This is a genomic window from Siphonobacter sp., assembly GCF_048595215.1.
Taxonomy (GTDB): Bacteria; Bacteroidota; Bacteroidia; order Cytophagales; family Spirosomataceae; genus Siphonobacter.
Genome location: NZ_JBMDWJ010000152.1, coordinates 1 through 17089, shown reverse-complemented (window position 1 = coordinate 17089; position 17089 = coordinate 1). Strand labels below are relative to the sequence as shown.

The following is a 17089-nucleotide window of genomic DNA, read 5'->3' as shown; positions in this document are numbered from 1 at the left end:
CCCGAATACTCTGGATGAGGGCATAAATCCCGACGCGGTTGGCAATAAAGGCGGGTGTATCCTTGGCGAGAACGGTCGTTTTTCCCAAATACAAATCGCCGTAATGCATCAGGAAATCAATTACTTCCGGGTCCGTTTCGGGCGTGGGAATGATTTCCAGGAGTTTGAGATAGCGGGGTGGATTGAAAAAGTGCGTACCGCAGAAATTCTTCCGGAAGTCTTCACTCCGCCCTTCGGCCATGAGGTGAATGGGGATACCCGAGGTGTTTGAAGTAACCAGGGTACCGGGCTTACGCAAGGCATCTACTTTCTCGAAAATGCTCTTTTTGACATCCAGGCGTTCGACTACTACTTCAATCACCCAGTCATACTCTTTGATTTTGACGAAATCATCCTCGAAGTTTCCCAGCGTAATCCGGCTGGCAAAAGACTTGGTATAAAGCGGGGCCGGATTGGCTTTGAGTGTATTTTGGAACGCTTCACTAACCAGTCGGTTTCGAACGACTTTGGAATCGAGGGTAAGGCCTTTGGCTGCTTCAGCAGTAGTAATTTCTTTAGGTACGATGTCGAGCAGAAGCACCTGACAACCTACATTGGCAAAGTGGCAGGCAATACGGGAACCCATAATACCTGAACCCAGTACGGCAACTTTTTTTATGGAACGATTCATGGTCTGAGGTAAGTGATTAGGTTTTTAGCAGATGAATCAGCGTTTCTTCCGATTGATCCAGCGGAGTACGTCGCGTAATCGCCGCACGGTTGACTGCTGACCGAGGACGTGTTCCATATCCGAAAGTTCAATCTTGAGGGCTTCAATGGAAATGGTAATCTCGAAGACAGAAATCGCCAGAGCTCCCGCCTGTAAAAACAGGGCAATACCGAAAATCCAGCCCGCTGCTATCTGGTATTCGAGATAAATAAAAATCATACATAAAATACTCAGGAACAGGCTACTGACGCCCAGAAATTGCATATTCCGAATGAGTAAAACCCGGAACTGCAGCGAGCGAATCTGTTCGATGAGGATAATGTTATTCATGGACTTAGGATCCACGCGGTACTCGGCGTGTAAATCCCGAATGACTTTAGCCGTAGCGGTAAAACGATTCGTAAATCCGAGCAGCAGCAGCGATGCCGTTGAAAACAAAAGTGCTGGCGTGGATAAGGTTAATTCCATAAAACGGCTGAACGATCAGAATGAGTTAGAGTGTAGTATCGCCAAATACCTTGTTTTTGAGAGCTTCAGCCCGCATGCTGATATTTTCAGCGTCGACGACCCGCTGTATCTCCCGCATCACTTCAAAGAAAACCTGTAATTTCTCTTCGCCTACCCGCTGATGAATGGCTTCGTTGAACTCCAAAACCCCCTCGCGGGCAAAGTCCCGTTTTTTCTTTCCTTCTTCGGTCAGAAATACATTCACAACGCGTTTATCCTCGGCGTCGGTTTGACGGTAAATCCAGCCCTTCTCCTCGAGCGTCTTCAGCATACGCGTCAGCGAACGCGGTTCAAGGCCCAAGAGTGGAGCAATTTTGGTCGCCGGCGTACCGTTTTTGTCTACGTTGAGTAGCACATATCCCACGGCCATACTCATATCGACTTTAGCAGCACTGGAATTGTACATCCGGCTGATCGCGTACCAGGCAGTCTTGATGTGGAAGTCTACGGTTTTTTCAGCTTTCATAACGTGCTCCGGTTTTCTTCAAAGTTGAAAAAAAAGGAATTATTATGCAAGCATACGAAATTCCCTTTTGAGGTTTTTACGTATAAAATACGGCCCGTTTACGATTCTGTTTTCATCGCGGCTTCCATTTTGAGGCGGTCGAATTCTTTCTCGTTATTGGCAATCCACACGGTCGCCACGCCATTGCCGATGATATTGGTAATGGCCCGGGCTTCCGACATGAAGCGGTCAACGCCCAGCAACAGGGCCAGTCCTTCCACCGGAATTACCTTCACTGCCGTCAGCGTGGAGGCTAGCACGACAAAGCCACTTCCTGTAACGCCAGCGGCTCCTTTAGAAGTGACCATCAGAATACCAATGATGGTCAGAATCTGTTCCCAGCTCAGGTGTACATGAAAGACCTGAGCCAGAAAAATGGTCGCCATCGATAGATAAATCGTTGTACCGTCGAGGTTGAATGAGTAACCCGCCGGTACTACCAACCCTACGACGGGTTTGGAACAACCCATCCGTTCGAGTTTTTCCATGATGGAAGGCAGGGCTGCTTCGGAAGAAGACGTACCGAGTACGATGAGTAGTTCTTCTTTAATGTACTTGAGAAACTGCCAGATGCTGAGCTTGTAGGTACGCAGAATGAGGCCGAGTACGCCAAAGACGAAACAGGCCATCGTCAGGTACACCGTCAGCATCAGCTTACCCAAGGGCAAGAGGGTGTGAATTCCGTATTTGCTAATGGTATACGCCATCCCGCCAAAAGCCCCTATCGGAGCCAGCAGCATGACTTTGTGTAAACCCCAGAACACGTATTTGGAAACAAACGCCAGGGCTTTGACTACCCGTTCGCGACCCGAATAATTACTGAGCAGAGAGCCCAGTACTAAAGCCACGAGTAATACCTGCAAGGTTACATTGTCGCCGAAAAACTTCCACCAGCTAAAATCGGTGGCGGTATTGGTGTATTTGGAGATATCACCGCCCTTCACCTGATTGGTTACAACCCCGTCGCCGGGTCGTAAGATCTGAGCCAGGGCTACGCCGATAATGAGGGCGAAAGTGGTAACTACTTCGAAGTAAATCAGGGCTTTGGCTCCTACTTTACCCACTTTTTTCAAATCGCCCATGCTGATAATTCCCAGCGTAATGGTGATGAAAATAATAGGATTGATGAAGAGTTTGACGGTACTGATAAAAATGCCGCTCAGGAATTCACTCACGGTACTGCCGATGCTAAGTTCCTGGCCCATAAAATGGCCTTTCAATGGTTCATCCAAAATGGGGTAAAGGGCAATCTCGGGGGCAAAGTGGCCGAGTAAAATACCTAAGGTAATGGCGGTTAGGACCCAGAAGGTTAAGTTAGTAAAGAGGCGTTTCATGCTCAATAAATAAGGCTTAGGGCGAAAGATACCGAATAATTAGCCGTTAAAAGCCTTATAAAGCAAAAACCACAGCCCGAGAGCTGTGGTTTGAGATCAATGGTTCGAAAGATTCGATTACCACCAGGCTAATTCCAGACCCAGACCATATACGGTTAGGACTACGCCGGCTAACCATGCCAGGTAAGAGAGAATCCATAAGCCTGAGTTCCATACAACAGCGGCACCAATGATCGAAAGGATCAAGGCACCAGCCAGAAGGATCACCCCGATACGGAGATACTTATTCCACTCAGAAAAAGGCTTATTACCTTTCGCCTGAGCTTTTTCAGCTTTAACAATCTGTTTGTTTACTTTCTTAACTACAAGTTTTTCAACCGCAGTTAATTTCTTTCCAGCCTGAGCTACCACGTTCACATGACCTTGTTCATTTTTCTGAAACGAGATCTTGCTCATCAATTTCGCTGCTCTCTTGTTGACAACGACTGCCTTTTTCGTAGAAGCTACGGCTACCGGTGCTTCCGCTACAGGAGCTTTTTCTTCAGCTACGGCATCCATCAATGAAGGCTGAGCTACGACCGGTACCTGAGCAACCGGAGCGGGTAACTGGGCAGTTTGAGGAGCCTGAGCTACGTGCTCAACGGCAGGTGCAGTAGACTTTTGGAACGTCGTGTACTGGGTACGCTGACAAGAAGTAAGAGAAATTGCCATCAGACCGACGGCAGACGCAAGTAAATGAAACTTTTTCATCTGAGATAAATTTTTAGGTTGAACTCCATGGCATAATTAGAGATTTCTCCCTGTTTTTCCAATGGTGACCGCAAAATTATTAATTAAATGTATTTCTGTCAACCCCATCCCACCCACTTTGCGTCCGTTCAGGCCATAAAATCATAAAAAAAGCGGATTTCTGATCCAGAAACCCGCTTTTACAAGTAGTAGTATCACTAAAATTCAGTACTAACCCAATCAGACTTCCATGGCTAACTTAAATTCTGACGTCAGGTGGAATTTAATATCCGGGTTGTTTTGAATGTTCATCCGTAGCATCCACTCCGACTCCGCCAGGAACACCGGATGTTCGTCTTTATCGTAGCCAATCTGTGGACCTTTCAGTCGAATATACTCCTGCAACTTCAATGGATCATCGCTCGTAATCCAGCAGGCTTTTGAGATCGGCATGTTATCGAAGCGACACTTGGCTCCGTATTCGTGCTCCAGACGGTACTGGATAACCTCAAACTGTAGTTCTCCTACGGTTCCTACGACCTTCCGGTTACCGGGCTGAATCAGGAATAACTGAGCTACCCCTTCATCGGTCAGCTGTTGAATACCTTTTTCGAGTTGCTTGGATTTCAGCGGGTCCAGGTTGATGAGCTCCTTGAAAATTTCCGGTGAAAAGCTCGGAATGCCCTGGAAGAAGAAATCCTCTCCTTCGGTGAGCGTATCCCCAATCTTAAAGTTTCCGGTATCGTACAAACCTACCACATCCCCCGGAAAGGCTTCATCAATGACGTCTTTCGACTGGGCCATGAAGTTGTAGGGGTTCGAAAACCGTACGCCTTTATCCAACCTCACATGATGGTAAAATTTATTCCGTTCGAAAATACCCGAGCATACGCGAAGAAACGCAATCCGGTCGCGGTGTTTGGGATCGAGGTTGGCGTGAATTTTAAAGACGAATCCGCTGAATTTTTTCTCGGTGGGTTCGATGATCCGTACGTCGGTCTGGCGTTCCTGCGTAGCCGGAGCAATTTCGCAGAACGTATCCAGCAATTCCTGTACCCCGAAGTTATTGACCGCCGATCCGAAGAATACGGGAGCTACTTCAGCCCGCAGGTACGCATCGCGGTCGAAGGTATCGTATACGCCTTCGATGAGTTCCACGTCTTCCCGCAGTTGATTGGCATCCCGCTCGCCTACCTGCTCGTCGAGCTGGGGCGAACTCAGATCATCAATCGCTACAATATCCCGCTCGATCCGGGTCTTGTTCACGCTAAATAAGTTCAGCGATTTATCGTACAAATTGTACACCCCTTTAAAATTCTGACCAATGTTAATCGGCCAGGTCAGTGGGCGTACTTTAATCAACAGTTTCTGTTCCAGTTCGTCGAGCAAGTCGAAGGGGTTCTGCCCTTCCCGGTCCATTTTATTGACGAAAATGATCACGGGTGTGTTCCGCATGCGGCAGACTTCCATCAACCGTTCGGTTTGCTCCTCAACGCCCTTTACGCAGTCAATCACCAGAATTACCGAGTCTACTGCCGTTAGGGTACGGTAGGTATCTTCAGCAAAGTCTTTGTGACCCGGCGTATCAAGAATATTAATTTTCAGATCATCATATTCAAACGTCATTACCGACGTAGCCACCGAAATTCCCCGCTGCTTTTCAATTTCCATGAAGTCGGAGGTGGCTGTTTTCTTAATTTTATTGGACTTCACCGCCCCTGCCGTCTGGATAGCTCCTCCGAACAGCAACAGCTTTTCGGTCAGAGTCGTTTTCCCGGCATCGGGGTGAGAGATGATACCAAACGTACGGCGTTTGGCAATTTCTTGTTCGATGGTGCTCATAATCAAAATATCGACTCCGCAGGAAAGGAAATCAGAACGACTTTTCTTTCCTGCGGGGTACGCTTCCCTGGTTTTGGAAACGGAAAACGGCTCTTACTGAGCCGTTCTACAAAATTAGCCATTTTCCCGCGTTTATTCGTGGTTCTGCCGCTTTCCCCGTGATTTTATCCAACGGCTGCCCTCTTTTTTCTATAAATATCGTAGGTTTGAATACATTGCTATCTACTTCCTCAATGACTAAACTACTTTATCTGGTTCGCCACGCCGAAGCCGAACAGCCTGCAGGTACGTCTTACGATTATCAGCGTTCGTTGACGCCCCAGGGTCTGATTGATGCCGCTCGTATGGGCCGCCTACTGAACGAAAAACCTATTCAACTCGACGTTCTCGTGAGTAGTCCATCGGAGCGTACGCGAATGACCGCTCAGGTACTGGCCGAACAGTTGGGCTTTGATTTTGAAAAAACGCAGTACATCGAAGATTTATACGAAGGAGCTCCACGCTATTATTTGGCGGCCATCAATGCCATTCCGAAAACGGTTCACTCGGCCATGATTGTCGGACATAACCCCAGCGTGACGTATTTGTCGGAGTACCTCTGTCATGAAATTCTGGGTACGGTTCCCCCCTGTGGCATTATTGCTATTGCTTTCGAGCAACTTAGCTGGGCCGAAGTTTCCAGTCGTACGGGTCGCTTGATGTTTTACGATTCGCCGGAGAAATTGGCGGGATTTGATATTCCGTAAAGGTATAAAAGCACCGGGTCTGACCTGATTGGACAGACCCGGTTGTTTCGGTTAAGGGACTATTCATTTCTTGTCTGGCCTAAATCTATACGTTTCTTTGCGAAAAAGCGTCAAGGCCTTTAAAATATTTGTTAACTTTTCTTACCGAAAAAGCACATTTTTTAATTCCACAAACTGCGTTCTGGCATTTGTCGTACCTTTGCCGGGCTATGAGTCGTCAGAAAAAAATATTCTTCCTTGGCTTTCTGGTTTTCACCCTGATTGTCATTCTGCTTACCATCGACATGGCCCTCCGGACCACCGCTCCCTGGAATCGTAAGAAAGGGATCGACCGGGTACTACCCATTACGCCGGATAGTACGAAGTCGTAAATTACTTCAGGGTACTCCTGCGTTGTTGGTGTTTAGCATAGCGTCACCAATCATCCATTTGCTGGTATCTCGCCGTTGTTGGTGTTTAGCGTAGCGTCACCAACAACCTGTTTGCAGGTATCTTTCCCATTGGTTCACCGTCATCACCAACAATCGCAGCCGCATTCTATACCCCCTACAAACAAAAACGGAGCTAACCATACGTCAGCCCCGTTTCGCTCAGGTAAATTGTATAAATTTTACCAGATTTTTGCCCGAATGTCATCCGGACGGTACATTTTATCGCCGGGTTTCACACCGAAGGCTTCGTAGAAGGGTTCGAAGTTCGACAGCGGACCGTTCGTACGGAATTCGCCAGGTGAGTGCGGATCCGTATTTACGCGAAGACGCAGGGCTTCATCGCGGGTTTTCGTACGCCAGATCTGGGCAAAAGCCAGGAAGAAACGCTGATCGGGCGTGAAACCGTCAATTTTCTCGTTGGACTTGCCTTGTTTCGTATACGTTTTGAAAGCCGCGTACGATACCGACAACCCACCCAAATCAGCCAGGTTTTCACCCAGCGTCAACTGACCTTTTACGTGCAGGTTGTCGAGTACGGTATAGCCATCAAACTGATCGATTACCAGTTGTGCTCGTTGCTTGAACTGGTCGGCATCTTCTTTCTTCCACCAGTTTTTCAGCATACCCATGTAGTTGTACTGACGACCCTGATCGTCGAAACCGTGCGTCATTTCGTGACCGATGACGGCTCCGATGGCTCCGTAGTTAAAGGCATCATCCGCATTGGGGTCGAAGAAGGGCCATTGCAGAATACCCGCCGGGAAGGCGATTTCGTTGCGTACAGGGCTGTAGTAAGCATTTACCGTCGGAGGCGTCATACCCCATTCCGTTTTATCAACGGGTTTACCCAGCCGATTAATCATCTCTTCGTACCGCCACTTGCTCAAAGCTTTCAGGTTGCCGAAGTAATCATCGCGTTTCACCACTACACCGTCGTAGTTTTTCCACTTCGTCGGGTACCCGATTTTCGGTGTGAAGGAATGTAACTTCTTCAGGGCTTCCTGCTTGGTTTCTTCCGTCATCCACTCTAGCCCTTTGATGCGGGTTTCGAATACCTTCTGCAAGTTCGCTACCAGCTCGTCCATGCGTTTTTTGGATTCGGGCTTGAAGTATTTAGCGACGTATAGTTGTCCCAGTAAGTCACCCAGCATCCCGTCGGTCTGGCTCGACAGACGTTTCCAGCGGTCCTGCTGTACTTTTTGTCCATTCAGCGTTTTACCTACGTATTCGAAATTGGCGTTTACGAAGGGGCTGCTCAGGTTCGCCGAGGCTCCGCTAATGACCGAAAACTTCATCTTCGCCTTCAGCGTTTCGATGTTTTCGTTGGGAAGCATGGTGTTCAGATATTCGTAGTATTTGGGTTGACCGACAATAACCGTGTCGGTTTTCATCCGCAGGGTCGTCAGTAGTGCGTTCAGATCCAAGTTCGGAACTTTCGCGGCGAAATCCTTCGTAGCAAATTTGTTGTACTGAGCGATGGGATTCCGCATTTCGATCCGACCCAGGTGCGAAGCGGCGATTTTCGTTTCCAGAGCCAGTATATCTTCGGCCAGCTTCTGAGCCTTAGCAGCTTCCGTACCCGTCAGCGTGAAGAGCGTGCTGATGTATTTTTTGTAAGCTTCGCGGACTTTCTGAGTCGCGGCGTCGTCCTTCGTATAGTAATCTTTTTCGGGAAGCCCGGTACCCGTTTGCCGCATACTGACAATGTACGCATCGGGGTTTTTCGCATCCGCTCCTACGCCAATGCCCAGGAACGTTCCGCCCCCTTCCAGCGGGTGAGCCGCCGAGTACGCCAGCAGTGATTTGTAATCCTTGATCCGGTCAATCTCGGTCAAAATGGGCTTGATAGGCTCGTAACCGCGTTTTTCGATGGCTACGGTATCCATGCCGGACGCGTAAAAATCGCCGACGCGTTGCTCGATACTGCCTTTCTTGGCCTTGCTTTTCGCCGCCGCTTCCAGAATATCGTGAATGTGACGGTTGTTTTCATCCCGCAGGATATTGAACGAACCCCAACCCGTCTCCGAAGCTGGAATTTCCGTATTCTTCAGCCAGGCACCATTCGCGTACAGGAAGAAATCTTCGCGGGGACTCACTGACAAGTCCATGCCTGACAAGTCCAGTCCTTTTCGTTTGGGATCGTCACTGGGTTTGCCTATGAAAGCGGCTGTACTTAAAGCCACCAGCCCTAGTACCAGAGCGTTGTATCTTTTCATATGTGTTGATAAAATGTGGTAATCAAATTTTCAAATTTCGCACATTTTCAGGGATTAACAGGGCTTTTGCGACTATTCGGAGAATTTTATCTACCTGAACTTTCCTTTCGGTTTCCTGCTTTATGGGGATTATGCGTTCTGTTGTTACTAGCAACGAACCAGTGAAAATTCCATCAGTCCGGGTTTATTTTCAATGGATGTAGCGAGCAATTAATCCGTATCTTTGAAACACTTCTGCGAGCAAACCCCTATTTACCATTTCATCATGGCACAAACGAAACTGACCGTCAACGGCAAAGCCTATACGATTGACGTAGATCCTGAAATGCCCCTGCTCTGGGCCATCCGGGATGTAGTGGGTCTGAAAGGCACCAAATTTGGTTGCGGTATGGCTCAGTGCGGAGCCTGTACGGTTCACCTCAACGGCTCACCCATCCGTTCCTGCTCCACACCGGTATCGGTCGTGAAAGGACAGAAAATCACGACCATCGAAGGCATCGGTACACCCGACCATCTGCACGCCGTCCAACAAGCCTGGATCGATGAGCAGGTGACGCAGTGCGGCTACTGCCAGTCGGGGCAAATCATGAGTGCAGTAGCCCTGCTGAAAGAAAAATCCAAGCCGACTGACGAAGACATTGACCTGTACATGCAGGGAAACATTTGCCGCTGCGGAACCTACCAGCGGGTTCGGAAAGCGATTCACCGGGCGGCGGATTCCATTCAGGAAGCCAAGCCCGCCGCTGCGAAAAAGACGGCAAGTCTGGATCGTTAATGTTCCTTTTTCCCCGGTTTGGTTTTACTCTTTACGCCTCAGGCAATGAAAACATCCAACATCAATCGCCGGAATTTCCTCAAAACGAGTGGCTCCGCCGGAGCTTTGCTCGCCCTGGGTTTTTCGATTCCGGCTCAGTCGGAAGACGTCGTTCTTCATAAAATTCCCCAGACTACACTCGGTCTGGAATTCAGTCCTTATATCCTCATTGATGATACGGGGAAAATTACCTTACTCAACCCCCGTCCTGACATGGGGCAGGGTACGTACCAGTCGCTGCCCGCTTTGATTGCGGAAGAACTGGAAGTATCGCTTGATCAGATTCACATTAGTCAGACCAACGGTCAGGGCAAATACGGCTCCCAGCTTTCGGGCGGTAGTTCTTCCGTTCGTACCCGCTGGATGCCCCTGCGGAAAGCCGGTGCGGCGGTGAAAGAAATGCTCGTACAGGCCGCAGCCAATAAATGGCAGGTACCCGTCAGCGAGTGTTACGCCCAGGAGGCAAAGGTTTACCACAAGCCTTCGGGCAAGTCTTTTACCTACGCTGAACTCGTGGGAGACGCTTCTCAACTGCCCGTACCGAAAGATCCCAAGCTCAAAGATCCCAAGGATTTCAAGTTACTCGGCAAGAACATTCCCAAGCCTGACGTACCGCTGAAGGTAACGGGTCAGGCACAGTTTGGCATCGACGTAGAGGTACCCGGTATGTTGTACGCCAGCATCGAACGCTGTCCGGCCATTCATGGCAAAGTGGCTTCATTTGATACCACGGCGACGATGAAAGTACCGGGCGTCAAGAAAGTACTGAAAGCCGAACGAGCGATGCCCCATACCACCGTCGAAACCGTAGCCGTACTGGCCACGAACTACTGGGCGGCGGTACAGGGACGAAAAAAACTGAAAGTAAAGTGGGCTCCGGTAAACGAAGCGGCGTTATCGACGGAAAAGTTCTCGGCTCAAATGCACGAGCTGGCCAAGAAAGACGGCAGCGATTTCGCAGGCAATACGGGCGATTTTGCCAAAGCCTACGGCGAAGCATCCAAAAAGGTTCAGGCTACGTATGAGACACCCTTTGCCGCTCACGCCGCGATGGAACCCGTCAACGCAACGGCTTGGTTTAAGGGCGATTCGGTGGAAATCTGGGCTCCCGTACAGGGGCCCGACGGTACCATTGGCGAGGTGGCTCAGTACCTGGGTCTTAAACCCGAACAGGTGAAAGTCAACGTGACGTTTCTAGGGGGAGCTTTTGGCCGGAAAGCGTACCTGGACTTTGTGAAAGAAGCCGTATTTTTATCCAAACAGGTCAACGCTCCCGTAAAGCTCATCTGGACGCGGGAAGATGATATGAGTCAGGGTCCGTACCGTCCCGCCATGCTGAGTGTACTCGAAGGTGGTATTGACGAGAAAGGCAACGTGACGGCTTTTCACCATAAAATCATTGCGGAATCGATTCAGAAGCAGGTGTTCAAAGCCGACCTGAAGGGCAAGGCCGACGGCTGGGCCGAAGAAGGCATTGGCCCGAAGGACAGTCCGCTTCAAATTCCGAACATTCGCCGTAGCTACCACAATGCGAGTACCGACCTGCCCATCCTCTGGTGGCGTTCGGTGTATGCCTCAACGAACGTATTTGGGCACGAATCCTTCGTGGACGAGCTGGCTCACGCGGCGGGCAAAGATCCGCTGGATCTGCGACTGGAGTTACTGAAAGATTCCCCCCGTTTTGTGAAAGTACTGGAAACGGCGGCGGAAAAATCCGGTTATCGCGAAAAGCTACCCGCCGGGAAAGCTCGCGGACTGGCCATCGCCCGTTCGTTCAGTACCATCTGTGCTCACGTGTTTACGGTAGCCAAAACGGCGGATGGCGTGAAGATCGAAAAAGTAGTATCGGTGATTGACTGCGGGATGACGGTAAACCCCGATAACATCAAAGCTCAGACTGAAAGTAACATCATCTACGGTCTGACGGCAGCGATCAAAAGCCCGATCACGTTTGCCAATGGAGCCGTGGAACAAACGAACTTCCATAATTATCCGGTGCTACGCATCAACGAAACGCCGATCATGGAAGTCCACATCATCGACAATCAGGAAGCTCCCGGCGGCGTGGGCGAACCGGGTTTACCGCCCGTCGCTCCAGCCCTGGCCAACGCCCTGTTTAATCTGACGGGGAAACGGCAACGGAAGTATCCGCTGGAATTGGTGTAATCATGTAATTGAAAAAACGGGTCTTAGGGCCCGTTTTTTTGACATTTTAAAGAATAAGTAAACTGCTTCGACGTAATCTAACACCAATAAAATCCTAACTATCTAATGCGATACGGTTAATTAGTTTATTTAATGTACTTCGCTCCCTTTTTGATTTAGTTAAGGTAATAGCCTTCCTGTAATGCTTGACCGCTAGAGAAACGTAATTTTCCGTATACAGGTATCCTAGTAATAGATGGTAATAACTATTTTCTAAAAAATTTAATTTTTCAGCTTCACGAATAGCTCTCTTATTTCCATAGACTTTAGACAAAGCAAATATTCTATTCAAAGCTATTACCGGCGAGTATTTTAATACTACAAGTCGATTATATAATTGCAGAATCGGTTCCCATTTAGGAGTTTCTATTGAGGTACTGTGCCAATAAGAAATAGCAGCTTCTAGATGATATGTTGAGACTTCATCCCCTGTACAAGCACTTGCCAAATAGTATTGACCTCTTTCAATTAATGACAGATCCCACAGGTTTCTATCCTGTTCTTCGAATAGAATAGTTTCCCCGCAGTTATCGGTCCTTGCATCGAGCCTTGAGCTTTGAAAGTACATCAATGCAAGCAACGCTCTAGCATTTTTCGTACTGGTAGATGGGTTATCAACTAATGTCAATACTAGCCTGATCGCTTCAGCACATAGTTTCTTGCGTATAAGCTGATCACTAGTTTTAGAATAGTAACCCTCGTTAAATAAAATATATAATGTCTTAAGTACGCAATCTATCCGACAATTAATTTCTGCTTCAGTTAGTGGCTTAATTTTAAATTGACTATTCCTTAAATTATTCTTTGCTCTAAATAAACGCTTTTTTATTGTTTCCGTTTTACTAAGAAAAGCAGTTGCAATTTCTTCTACGCTAAAACCACATATAATTTGAAGGGCTAAAGCTATTTGATTCTCTTGAGAGTTTACAGAATCACAAAGGGTAAAAATCATTTGTAATTCGCTGTCTTCTAGTAGTTGAGGATCGATTTCCAGAATTGGGTCTATTATTATTTCTTCCTGCTGATTTTTATCTAGTATTAATTTTTCAAAAATTACAAGCCGTTTTACATAATCTTTTGATTTATTGATTGCTACGGTATAAAGCCAGGCAGTAGGGTTATCCGGCACTCCAGTAATTGCCCAGTATTCAGAAGCTTTTAGAAAAGTATCACTAACAATATCTTCCGCTATCTCAACAGATCGGATACTAAAATGACGGCATACAGTTGCCGTCATTTTAGTATATTCCTGATGGAATAAAAGCGTTAAAAGATCCGATTGTAAGGTTAAGTCGTTCAATACTAGTCACGTTTTAGAACTTCTCTTACTTCGACACTACCCCCAATACTAAAGATAGGGTTCCTTTTTGCTATTTCTACTGCTTCATTTATGTCTTCGGCCCGAATGACTACATAACCGCTAATAAATTCCTTAATTTCTGTATAAGGTCCATCGGTTACCAGATTGTCTGGTCGCACTGTTTTAGCACTTCCTGGTAGTGGCAATAGCGTATTTCCTTTATCTACAAGCTTGTTTTGTGACGCAATGTTGTCAAGCCAATTCAGTCTCTCCTGCATTTGTTCAGGTGACGGTTTGAAGTCAGCGATGTCTTTGAGTCTGAAGATTAAAGCAAATTCTTTCATGGTGAGAAAAGTTATTGTTCTACTCTATGACGATCAGCCTGATCGATTAGGGACAATCTATAGTCTAAAAATAACAAATTGCTTCCTACTCGTTTGTGCTCTTGGCAGTAATACCCTGCCGTTCTTGGTGATGCTATACTAAACACCAAGAACGGCGGAAGGAATTCTTCATAGGACCCAATAGAACATAGAAATGCTATTTTTTTCCATAGGAAATTACATAATGAAAACGATTAAAATCAATAGTTATTGGATTAGAACGCTGCCACTTATCGAAACCGTCATAGTCTAGCTTTATATAACTAGGAACAATTAAAACTTCATGGTATTTACTCATAATAAACTCGGCCATAAATCCTGAATTCACAATTAATTCTATCTGCTCCAAATATGTTTTAGAAACCTCGCCTACGTGCATATTTGGATGTTTCTTCCTGAATTCCAGCAATTCTTTCATAGCTTGGATATGCATTTCCAAATACTGATCCGGAAAACCGGAAGATTTCTCCAGTTCTGCTATGTTTTCATTAGCCCATTGCAATTTTTTAAAAGCACTTCCGGTAATAGACCCTAATAATAGTTCGTCCGCAAACGAAGCCTCAGCAACATAAACATTAGGCTTTGTCAGCAAGGGCTTTAAACTGGTTAGTCTAGAGGGTTTATACGTATTTACTAGGTGATCGCTGAGTTTGGCAACCTGATCTGCATCCAGCTCATCAGAGGTAATCCTTATCTTCAAAAACCAGGTACCACATTCATATACGGTTAATAAATGCTGTTTATTTGACTCATCCAGGCAAACAGCCTTGATTCCGCTGCAGATGTAGTTATCAACGTATTTTACTGGCGATTGGTATACTTTTGAACCGGGTTTAAATATTTCATTTCTTGAGCTTATGTATTCATTTCTTAATCTACCCTCTGAACCTTCATCTCCAGCGGGATATATATGAATAGAGGCCACTGTATATTTATCTGCCATTTGATGTTCATACACAACACCAATATTTGTATTTGCTTTATTAAAAGAATAAACCTCCGTTCTTGTTAAATTATCGAACTGGACCGGAAATATGGATTGGGTTGCTAGATGAACATACTCTCCTTTGGCTTTTAGTTGTTTAGGTTCTCTTCTATCTTGGCTAGGGCCTATGAGACTACTAAATAACATTAAACCTAACAAAAAATAGAAAAGAAAACCTTTCATAGTATGGGGTCTACTTCATGCAAGTAGCTTGCATTATGATTTTTAAAATTCGATTCCTATTTAATCAAGACCTAGCATTTACTTGCTTAATCAGTTATAAAATTAAGTAATGTTAGACGTCTTTTACAATGATAATTATTTTGTAATTAAATTATATGTATTTTTCAAATCCTTGAGCCAATGAGTTAGTACTTACTAACTAAGCTAGATCAGCTTCATTATTGGTAACTAGTTATTACATACGTTTATTAATTTCGATGCCCTTGTTCATAACATTCGCTACAAACCTAGTAATCAGTATCAGTAGGCTTCGTAAACTCCATTTTTCTATCCTGCGACAAAAGTCTTTATTAAGCTAAGCCCGTTGCTTTCTGCTTAGTAATGCACCAATACCTTACCAACCCCAATATCGAAATACAATCTATTCATAATCAATAGATTACTTCAAAATTATTTAATAATCTATAAATTCTATAGATTTTATTTGTTTCGTATTTTTTCTTACACGTATCTTTGCAACGTCTTCAATTACTACGGGTAGTTGGGGCTTATACAGAAAGGAGGAGAGACAGGCTCTGCGAATCCTTAGCAACTTTCCGACATGGAATCAGTGCTAACCTGCCTAACACATTAGGAACTATAAACCCAATACCGCATGGCACTCTCCCCGACTCGAAATCGACCGGCCTGCTTCATTCTTAGAAGCTAAGCATTGTTTCTCGTTTGGCACGAACGTGAGATTTCCGTCACGTCTGGTCGCTCCTGGATTCACCACGGGTTTGACCATTTCATCTGATCATTCACCTTCATCAGCTCTTGCATCGCATGTCTATTTATTTCGATAACTCCGCTACTACGTCTCTATCTCCAGCCGTTCTGGAAACGATTTTACCCTATTTCACGCAACATTTCGGAAATCCGTCTTCCAATCACCGGGCGGGGCGGGAAGCGAAACGCGTGATTCAGTCCAGTCGTCGTCAAATCGCTGATTTACTAGCCCTTTCTCCCGAAGAAATCATCTTCACTTCCGGGGGTACCGAAGCCGATAATTTTGCCCTCAAGAGCAGCATTCAGCAATATGGGATTCGTCACGTCCTGACCTCAAAAATTGAACATAAAGCCGTCTTGCTACCGCTACGGCAGTTAGAGCAGGCGGGTCAGATTCAGCTTGATTACGTTGCACTCGACGAGCAGGGACGGGTTTCAATTCCCGACCTGACCCGCTGGCTGGAAAAGCACCCCAAAGGACTCGTCAGCCTCATGCACGCCAATAACGAACTCGGTAACTTACTGAACCTGGAAGAAGTGGGTGCCTTAACCCAGCACTACGGTGCCTACTTTCATACCGACACCGTTCAGAGCCTGGGCAAAGTCCATGTAGCCCTGGACGCCGTTGATTTCGCCACGGCTTCGGCCCACAAATTTCGCGGTCCGAAAGGCGTTGGATTTCTGATCGCCCGTCGGGGGCATCGGCTACCGGCCTTGCTCAGCGGCGGCGGACAGGAAGGCGGCCAACGCGGGGGTACTGAAAACGTGCCGGGCATTGTGGGCCTGACCAAAGCATTGGAGCTGGCCATCACCCAGCAACAGCAGAACATCGCTAACCTGGATTCGCTGAAACGTCATTTTATTGGTGGTTTACGCGAACAGATTCCTGGTATTGCGTTCAATGGTCGATGTCAAAGCATCGACGAGACCTTACCCGGACTGATTAATGTCGCCTTCCCCATTCTGGATGCTCCCTGCTCGCTGGTCGAAGCCCTGGATGCTCGCGGAATTGCCGTTTCTGGCGGCAGTGCCTGCTCCAACCTAGCGGGCGGCTCCCACGTACTTCAGGCAATCCCCTCCAGCTTCGGAAAAGAAAACGTACGGTTTTCCTTCGGATCGGAAAATACTCGGCAGGAAATCGATACTGCGTTAACCATTCTTACGGAATTGTATCAAGTGGAGGAAGTTAGTTTAGTGGCTTAACCCTTCTCACTAGTCAGAAGATCTCTTTTTAGATCTTACTCTTATCGAATTTTTTAGTACTCCAATAAATGATTAGAAGGTGTATTTAGCTAAATACACCTTCTAATCTATTCGTCTCTCAACCCGTTAACAAAGCAACGGCTACGTTCTGTATAGATGAACTTTCGTAATCTATAAAATGAATATTTTTTATAGTGCTATTTTTATTTATTCCTGCTTTATCTTTCCT

Annotated in this window: 15 protein-coding genes and 1 riboswitch; of the genes, 5 read left to right on the top strand and 10 right to left on the bottom strand. The window is 46.6% G+C overall.

Features of this window, described 5'->3' with window-relative positions:
* From ACOJTG_RS09025 to ACOJTG_RS09000, 6 genes are all read right to left on the bottom strand, one after another.
* A partial coding sequence (locus ACOJTG_RS09025) for a 3-hydroxyacyl-CoA dehydrogenase family protein (protein WP_420153515.1) occupies positions 1-670 on the bottom strand: 670 nt, incomplete at its 3' end.
* Positions 671-706: 36 nt separating this feature from the next.
* Positions 707-1177 (bottom strand): DUF2721 domain-containing protein, encoded by a 471-nt coding sequence (locus tag ACOJTG_RS09020; protein ID WP_420153514.1) that lies wholly within the window; start codon positions 1175-1177, stop codon positions 707-709.
* Positions 1178-1202: 25 nt separating this feature from the next.
* Positions 1203-1682, bottom strand: a complete 480-nt coding sequence (locus ACOJTG_RS09015; RefSeq protein ID WP_094809180.1) for a MarR family winged helix-turn-helix transcriptional regulator — start codon at positions 1680-1682, stop codon at positions 1203-1205.
* 98 nt (positions 1683-1780) lie between these two features.
* Positions 1781-3055, bottom strand: coding sequence for a cation:dicarboxylate symporter family transporter (locus ACOJTG_RS09010; RefSeq protein WP_420153513.1), 1275 nt, complete (start codon positions 3053-3055; stop codon positions 1781-1783).
* Between the two features lie 117 nt (positions 3056-3172).
* Positions 3173-3805, bottom strand: coding sequence for a hypothetical protein (locus tag ACOJTG_RS09005; RefSeq protein ID WP_420153512.1), 633 nt, complete (start codon positions 3803-3805; stop codon positions 3173-3175).
* Between the two features lie 219 nt (positions 3806-4024).
* Positions 4025-5626 carry a peptide chain release factor 3 gene (locus ACOJTG_RS09000; RefSeq protein WP_420153511.1) on the bottom strand — a complete coding sequence of 534 codons (1602 nt, stop codon included), beginning with the start codon at positions 5624-5626 and terminating at the stop codon, positions 4025-4027.
* A gap of 233 nt (positions 5627-5859) precedes the next feature.
* Between ACOJTG_RS09000 and ACOJTG_RS08995 the strand changes: the two genes are divergently transcribed.
* On the top strand, positions 5860-6372 hold the full coding sequence (locus ACOJTG_RS08995) for a SixA phosphatase family protein (protein ID WP_420153510.1): 513 nt from the start codon (positions 5860-5862) through the stop codon (positions 6370-6372).
* 209 nt (positions 6373-6581) lie between these two features.
* Entirely contained in the window at positions 6582-6743 is a 162-nt protein-coding gene (locus tag ACOJTG_RS08990) for a hypothetical protein (protein ID WP_420153509.1), read from the top strand.
* A 239-nt stretch (positions 6744-6982) separates the two neighbouring features.
* Here the strand turns inward: ACOJTG_RS08990 and ACOJTG_RS08985 are convergent, their stop codons facing one another.
* On the bottom strand, positions 6983-9019 hold the full coding sequence (locus tag ACOJTG_RS08985; RefSeq protein ID WP_420153508.1) for a M13 family metallopeptidase: 2037 nt from the start codon (positions 9017-9019) through the stop codon (positions 6983-6985).
* Positions 9020-9284: 265 nt separating this feature from the next.
* Here ACOJTG_RS08985 and ACOJTG_RS08980 point away from each other — a divergent pair, with 265 nt between their 5' ends.
* On the top strand, positions 9285-9794 hold the full coding sequence (locus ACOJTG_RS08980; RefSeq protein WP_420153507.1) for a (2Fe-2S)-binding protein: 510 nt from the start codon (positions 9285-9287) through the stop codon (positions 9792-9794).
* Positions 9795-9839: 45 nt separating this feature from the next.
* Positions 9840-11999 (top strand): molybdopterin cofactor-binding domain-containing protein, encoded by a 2160-nt coding sequence (locus tag ACOJTG_RS08975; protein WP_420153506.1) that lies wholly within the window; start codon positions 9840-9842, stop codon positions 11997-11999.
* A 94-nt stretch (positions 12000-12093) separates the two neighbouring features.
* On the opposite strand, the gene ACOJTG_RS08970 is transcribed toward ACOJTG_RS08975, so the two are convergent.
* The 3 genes from ACOJTG_RS08970 to ACOJTG_RS08960 all read right to left on the bottom strand — a co-directional run bounded on the left by ACOJTG_RS08970 (position 12094) and on the right by ACOJTG_RS08960 (position 14889).
* A complete protein-coding gene (locus ACOJTG_RS08970) occupies positions 12094-13338 on the bottom strand; it encodes an RNA polymerase sigma factor (RefSeq protein ID WP_420153505.1) in 1245 nt (414 codons plus the stop codon).
* Positions 13339-13340: 2 nt separating this feature from the next.
* Positions 13341-13682 carry a YciI family protein gene (locus ACOJTG_RS08965; protein WP_420153504.1) on the bottom strand — a complete coding sequence of 114 codons (342 nt, stop codon included), beginning with the start codon at positions 13680-13682 and terminating at the stop codon, positions 13341-13343.
* 196 nt (positions 13683-13878) lie between these two features.
* Positions 13879-14889 carry a hypothetical protein gene (locus ACOJTG_RS08960; protein WP_420153503.1) on the bottom strand — a complete coding sequence of 337 codons (1011 nt, stop codon included), beginning with the start codon at positions 14887-14889 and terminating at the stop codon, positions 13879-13881.
* Positions 14890-15434: 545 nt separating this feature from the next.
* Positions 15435-15535, top strand: a riboswitch (SAM riboswitch).
* Positions 15536-15714: 179 nt separating this feature from the next.
* On the opposite strand from ACOJTG_RS08960, the gene ACOJTG_RS08955 reads away from it, so the two are divergent.
* Positions 15715-16860 carry a cysteine desulfurase family protein gene (locus ACOJTG_RS08955; protein ID WP_420153502.1) on the top strand — a complete coding sequence of 382 codons (1146 nt, stop codon included), beginning with the start codon at positions 15715-15717 and terminating at the stop codon, positions 16858-16860.
* The last annotated feature ends 229 nt before the right edge of the window (positions 16861-17089 follow it).